Raw genomic sequence first — 6898 nt, 5'->3', positions numbered from 1 at the left:
GATTTTATTCTTGAGTAGAAAGGACGGGATAGCTTTTTGTTGTACTGTATAATACACGAATAGATAGTTACATCACCTAAGTCTGCGGCAATGCCCTTTTAAGGCTTATGTGACAACAAAAGTGAACGCTAAGTCTGCTACTCCTTTTACACACCTTAACGGGTGTTCTCACCTGGATGACATCTCTGACATGAGATGGAACGTGATTTTACCAAGCATGGGAGTGACGGTGATTTTATTCTTGAGTAGAAAGGACGGGATAGCTTTTTGTTGTACTGTATAATACACGAATAGATAGTTACATCACCTAAGTCTGCGGCAATGCCCTTTTAAGGCTTATGTGACAACAAAAGTGAACGCTAAGTCTGCTACTCCTTTTACACACCTTAACGGGTGTTCTCACCTGGATGACATCTCTGACATGAGATGGAACGTGATTTTACCAAGCATGGGAGTGACGGTGATTTTCTCCTTGAGGAGGAGGGCAGTAGGAGCTGTTTGTTGCACATTATAATACGAATAGATGAGTATATATCACATGTGATTGTGTGCGCTCTCATTGGAGGGGGGGGGTGTTTTGATGCTTTTACACTGGATAATGCCCGATAGACGCAGTATAAACCACTGACGATTGTATGCACTCTTCTCTTATAGGTGAGTCATTGATTTGATACCCTTTTTCGACACCACTCTGCAGAGAACGGACGAATACACCACCACTCGAACCGGTGGTATAGCAAGGGATTTTTATGTGCCTACATGACAACGAAGGGTGTAAGCCAGAAGTAACTGCAGCTCTTTTTTTATCGGCCACGACGGTGTTTTCACAACGTATAGGTATTAAGGGTAAATCTGAAATCCTTTGTTGCATATTCTAGGAACACTGCTATTGAACCGGTGGTATGGCAACGAATGGACCCAATGTACCGCGCGACACACCAGACGCAATGGTCGGTGTTTTTACAGGACCCGCGGCGTAGGTGGATTTGAAATCCTTTGTATATATCTAAGAGAAGCACATGCCACCTATGGTATAGTGCGCTTTTACCATAACAAGAGAAAGTCGGTCGAACACCCCCTTTTGCATTCTTTTCAGAGAGATAGGGCGTTGTTGGTTTGATGCCTTTTGTACTGGATAGAGTGAGTACACATCATCGGTGATTATGTGTGTGCTCTTTCCTGATAGGGGAATCGTTGATTTGATACCCCTTTTTGCGCCACTCTGTAGAGAGCAGACAGACAGTACACATCACTACGAAAAGTGTGCTTTGCCATTGCAAGAACATCGTTGGTCCGATACCCTTGCTATGCTTATTATAAGAGACACAGGCGAACACACCGCACTCTAACCTGTGGTGAGCAAGGGTAGGAACACTGCTATTGTGAAGCAGTGGCATGGTACAATAAGAGACTTGTACAGGCCATATAACGAACAAGTCCTTGCTAGGGCTACGTGCCTCTTTTTCATCACCCTCTATAGTGTACTCAGCCATAATAGAGCACACTTTCACCAGCACAGGGACGTAAGTGATTTGAAATCCTTTGTGCATGTATCTAGGAGAAACACATATCACCTGCGATAGAGTGCACTTTCACCATTACAGTGTGCACTGTTGATTTGATACTTACACGCAACACCGTATTCTAACAAGTTGTGTACAAGGGGCTTCTATGTGCCACGGAGAAAATAAATCCGTAAGCTCAATTGTCTGGCACTCCTTTTTTACCGCCAGCCCTGATAGTGTGTAACCTGCAGTGGTCCCAATTTTAGTGTATATGGTGCTGCCGATTTGATTCCTTTATGATGTTCTAGACAGGTAGGTAAGTACACATATAATTGTGTGCGCTCTTTCCTGAGAGCTAAAAGTCGTGAATTTTACATCCTTTTATCACATTACCCTGTGAAAGGAGGACAAACATGCCGCCACTCTAACCTGTGGTGAGCAAGGGTAGGGACACTCTAGCCTATGGTACGGAAACGAACGTACTGCCATATCCCGCATGACGAGCAAATCTGTGAGCTAGATCTACTCTTGCTCCATTTTTATACCACTCTCTATGGCATACTCAGCCATGATGGCTGCGATTAAGTACATAGCCACTTGTTAATCTAAAGTCTGCAACACATTTTTATACAAACTCCATGAGAGAACGTGCAGACGAGTGCACATCATCCACGATGGTTGGTGATTTCAACAGCATAGGGAGGTACATTTGAAATCCCTTGTATATATCTAGGAGGGACACATATCACCTATGATGGAATGCGCTTTTACCATAACAAGAGAAAGTCGGTCGAACACCCCCTTTTGCATTCTTTTCAGAGAGATAGGGCGTTGTTGGTTTGATGCCTTTTGTACTGGATAGAATGAGTATACATCACCGATGATTGCGTGTGCTCTTTCCTCAATGTCAGTGTAGGCGTTGATTTGAGATCTTTTTTACATATTCTAAGATGAACACACACCACCTTGCGATGGCGTGTGTTCTTCGTGTATTTAGCGAGTTAATTAAAATCCGCCCATACCACCCATGCCGCCGCCGGCTGCAGGTGTAGCGTCGTCCTTACTAGGCACATCAACAACTACTGCATTCAGAGTCATAAATACTGCCGCAAGAGAAACAGCCAAGTCAAAAGCGATACGCACTACTTTCAACGGATCCATAACACCAGAAGTAAATGCATTAGCGTAATTCATAGTGTCAACATTGAAGATAAGCTCTTTGTCATTTTGCTTCACTAAGTGCTGAATAACGCATGGTGCTTCCTCGGAGCCAGAGTTCTTTATGATTCTCTTGATAGGAGCACAAACCGCACGCTTGATTATATTGATACCTAGCTGCTCATCGTCGTTCTTACCCTTTAAGTTTTCTAGCGATGAAAGAGTGTACAGCAGAGCAGCTCCACCCCCTGGGACTACCCCTTCTTCTACAGCAGCTCTAGTAGCGTGCAATGCATCTTCCACTCTGTCCTTACGCTCCTTTACTTCCACTTCACTTGAGCCGCCAACCTTCAGTACAGCAACGCCACCAGAAAGCTTCGCAAGACGCTCTCTTAGCTTTTCCTTGTCGTAGTCTGAAGTAGAAACTTCTATCTGAGCCTTGATCTGATTAGTCCTGTTTTCTATACTTGCAGACGCGCTGTCAACACTTCCTATTATAGTAGTAGTGTCTTTGGTTATACGCACATTCTTAGCAGTACCAAGATCGGCCAAAGTGATGTCTTCCATCTTAACAGCTAGCTCGTCGTTTACTACATATCGAGCCCCAACTATAACAGCTATGTCACCAAGCATGTCTTTCCTTCTGTCACCAAAGCCAGGAGCCTTAACAGCAGCAACTTGTAGTCCACCGTGTAATTTATTGAGTACCAAAGTGCTCAACGCTTCACCCTCAACGTCTTCTGCAATTATCAATAGTGGCCTTCCAGATTTAGCAACGCCTTCCAAAACTGGCAAAATACTGCGAACTATGTTGATTTTCTTTTCTGTTAAAAATATGTATGGGTTTTCAAACTCCACCAGCATCTTTTCAGCATTTGTTACAAAGTATGGGGAAAGATATCCACGATCAAACTGCATACCATCAGTCTTTTCTACTTCCAAGTCCTTGAAACCCTTACTCTCTTCGACAGTTATAACCCCGTCTCTTCCAACTTCCTTCACGCATTGAGCAATCTTGCTACCTATGTTCTTATCGCCGTTTGCAGATATAGTTGCCACCTGAGCTATTTCTTCTTCTTCAACTTCGCGTCTCATTGACATAAGAGCTGTAAGCACAGCTTCTTTCGCCTTTAAGATACCATTCTTTATGCTTATTACATCAGCGCCAGCAGCTTTAGCCTTTGAAACTTCTTCAATAACCTTTGCTGTCAGTATGGAACAAGTGGTAGTACCATCACCAACCTTATCATTACACTGCGAAGCACTTTGAGTAATTATGTTAGCTATCGCAGCAGCCAAAGGCTCTTCAGGCTTTATACTCTTCATCACCTTATATCCATCCTTTGTGACCTCAGGTGATCCATAAGGTTTGCTAATAGCAACAGTCAAGCCCTTCGGTCCAGCAGTACATCCCACAGCCCCTTCGAGAGTATGTACTACCTCCCTAATGGCTTTATCCAACATCTCACCCGTGACAACTATATTTGCCATTTTAACTCCTCCTAAACTTTAAAACCAACACAGACAAAACTCGTCAGAACTACATTTCCTTAGCTATCAAGTCACTATCCTTCATGACTATAAATTTCTTGTCCCCGAGCTCTAGCTCGTTACCAGCCCATTGACGGTAATAAACGCAGTCACCCGCCTTTACTGACATAGGAACTACCTTTCCATCAGTACCGAAAGCACCAGGACCTACAGACACTACCTTTCCCTTTGTAGGCTTCTTTTTTGCGGATTCAGGGAGCTGTATGGGAGAATTGTCATCACTCTCCAGAGCCTCTACCAACACATTATCATGCAACATAGCCAGATTCATAAACGATCCTCCTAAACATAAGTGACCACGACGTGTGACGTGTCACGATAACCCTAGCGGTATATAAGCGTAGTAAAATTGAATTTCAAGTGCTACTTAATCATTTTTTAATATTAATTTACAACTTGGAAAGAACCCTAATTTTCCCAACAGTGTGTTACTATATGAACGGATAAGTTATGATATGTGTAAAAAATGTCTGGCCTATTTATGAATTTTCCACACTAAATTAAGTATATTTCTCAATAATATTAATATGTCAGATAACCTATGTGAGGAACGAAAAATTCAGCAACTTGGGCATAGGGAAAGGTTGAGAAATAGACTAATAAGTGGTTGCGGACGTGGATTGCTGGATTATGAAATACTGGAACTAATTTTATGCTCTGCGCGCACCCGTGTTGACTGCAAACCTATAGCAAAGCGTCTTCTGGAAAAATTTAAAACCCTATCTGGTGTGTTCTATGCAGATGCAATAGAGCTGGGCAAAGTTAAAGGTGTAGGAAATTCATCCATAGCCGCAATTATGTGTGTTAGGGAGTCCATGGTTAGGATTCTCAGGGACGATATTGAGGATAGTGTTGTAGTCGATAAATGGGGAAAATTAGTTGATTATCTAAGAGTAAAAATAGGAAATTCCGACATAGAGAATTTTTATGTTTTGTACCTGAATAAAAGATACGGCGTTATACATGATGAAGTTCACAACACTGGCACCGTGGATGAGGCTCCATTGTATATTAGGGAGGTAATAAAAAAGTCCCTATCCTGTGGTGCCGCGCACATAGTGATCTCTCATAACCATCCCAGCGGAGATCCCAGGCCTTCAAAAGCCGATATAGAAGTTACAAAGAAATTGAAAGTGGCCTGCAGTAACATGAATATAAACTTGGTAGATCACATAATTGTCACTCCGAAACGTCACTACAGTTTCAACACGCATGGTCTTCTATGAGACATCAATGCCACGAGGTTGACGCATGCGATTTCCCGGTAGTAAAATGTTGCACGTTGGACGAAGCAGCGGTTATCTGTGTCGGTTGAATGGCTCGTTTCTGATGGACTCACAGATTATGAGTACGCGGTTAATGCGATGCTCGATAGAGTGCGCGGGATAGTTGCGGGGAAAAAGCGGGAGATGGTGTGGCTGTTGGAACATCATCCCATATATACTGCTGGTACAAGTGCGAAACCAGAGGATTTGCTGGAAAGCGATAAATTTCCTGTTATCACAACCACTAGAGGCGGTAAATACTCCTATCATGGCCCTGGGCAGAGGGTTATATACGTTATGCTTGACCTTAAGAAAAGGGGCAGATGCGATGTGCGTGCATATGTACGGGATTTGGGTGAGTGGATAGCGAATACTCTAAAGAGTTTTTCGGTTGAGAGCTACTTCAGTGAGGATGAAATTGGAGTTTGGGTTAACAGCTGCGGACAAAGAAAAAAAATAGCAGCTTTTGGTATAAGAATTACTCGCTGGGTAACGTATCACGGAGTTTCTGTCAACATAAGTACTGACCTTACCCATTATTCTGGAATTATTCCATGCGGGATAGTAGGGGCTGGAGTAACTTCACTTAAAGACTTGGGCATCACCGTTTCCTACGAACAATTCGACAAAGTGCTCAAGAACAAGTTTTATGAGACATTTTCGTAATAAGGAACAGCCATGCATTGCAAATAGGAAGCTAGGACTTTGCAAAAGAAGTTGGGTGTACAGCTTTCTCTGCGTGCAGTAAATAGAAGCTATGCCTTCGTGGAAGAGACTGGGGGTAACAGCTTTCCCTGACACAACGGCCAGGAGCGTCCTTGGACGCTCATCAAGGACAGGTTTTATGATACACTTTTACTGCTAGGCTTCAAGATCAATAACACTCCCAAGTGCTCAAAGATAAGTTTTATGAAACATTTTCATGACAAGGTCTCACGATAATAGGTATCCATGCGCAGTCAAACAGAAGCTGTGGCTTTGCGGAAGAGGCTAGGTAAACAGAGTTTTCCCGGACATGAGGTTTGGCAACGTCCTGAGGTCTCAAGGACAAGTTTCATGAGGCATTTTCACGATGGGAACAGCTGTATCGCTAGCCGGAAGCTGGGACTTCACAAAAGAAATTAGGTGTACAGCTTTCCCGTACGTGCAGTAAATAGAAGCTAGGACTTTGTGGCAGAGGCTAAATACACAGTTTTCCCTGATACGACGGTTCAGTAACGTCCTGAGGTGCTCAGGGATATAAGTTTTGTGAGATATTTTCATGATAGGATCCAATGAAAGCGGATTATCATACGTAGTCAATACAAGCTATGCCTTCATGGAAGAGACTAGGGGTAACAGTTTTCCAGGACCAACAACGACCAATAACACTCCAAAGTGCCCAAATACAAGTTTTATGGGACGGTTCCATGATGGGAA

Annotated in this window: 5 protein-coding genes; 2 read left to right on the top strand and 3 right to left on the bottom strand. The window is 43.2% G+C overall.

The features are described from left to right. Positions 1–1151: 1151 nt before the first annotated feature. From R4I06_RS04060 to R4I06_RS04050, 3 genes are all read right to left on the bottom strand, one after another. Positions 1152–1493, bottom strand: a complete 342-nt coding sequence (locus R4I06_RS04060) for a hypothetical protein (RefSeq protein ID WP_334414294.1) — start codon at positions 1491–1493, stop codon at positions 1152–1154. 1017 nt (positions 1494–2510) lie between these two features. Next, positions 2511–4154 (bottom strand): chaperonin GroEL, encoded by a 1644-nt coding sequence (groL, locus tag R4I06_RS04055; protein WP_334414292.1) that lies wholly within the window; start codon positions 4152–4154, stop codon positions 2511–2513. A 49-nt stretch (positions 4155–4203) separates the two neighbouring features. Continuing rightward, positions 4204–4485 carry a co-chaperone GroES gene (locus R4I06_RS04050; protein ID WP_334414291.1) on the bottom strand — a complete coding sequence of 94 codons (282 nt, stop codon included), beginning with the start codon at positions 4483–4485 and terminating at the stop codon, positions 4204–4206. 256 nt (positions 4486–4741) lie between these two features. Between R4I06_RS04050 and radC the strand changes: the two genes are divergently transcribed. Together radC and lipB are read left to right on the top strand one after the other, a co-directional pair. Then, entirely contained in the window at positions 4742–5440 is a 699-nt protein-coding gene (gene radC / locus R4I06_RS04045) for a RadC family protein (RefSeq protein ID WP_334414289.1), read from the top strand. Positions 5441–5518: 78 nt separating this feature from the next. Continuing rightward, complete coding sequence (lipB, locus tag R4I06_RS04040) at positions 5519–6145, top strand: lipoyl(octanoyl) transferase LipB (RefSeq protein ID WP_334414288.1); 627 nt, start codon at positions 5519–5521, stop codon at positions 6143–6145. Positions 6146–6898: the final 753 nt, after the last annotated feature.

The sequence above is a fragment of the Anaplasma bovis genome (genome assembly GCF_036903315.1).
Taxonomy (GTDB): domain Bacteria; phylum Pseudomonadota; class Alphaproteobacteria; order Rickettsiales; family Anaplasmataceae; genus Anaplasma; species Anaplasma bovis.
The sequence above is the reverse complement of the archived record's forward strand: the minus strand, read 5'-3'. Positions and strand labels throughout refer to the sequence as shown.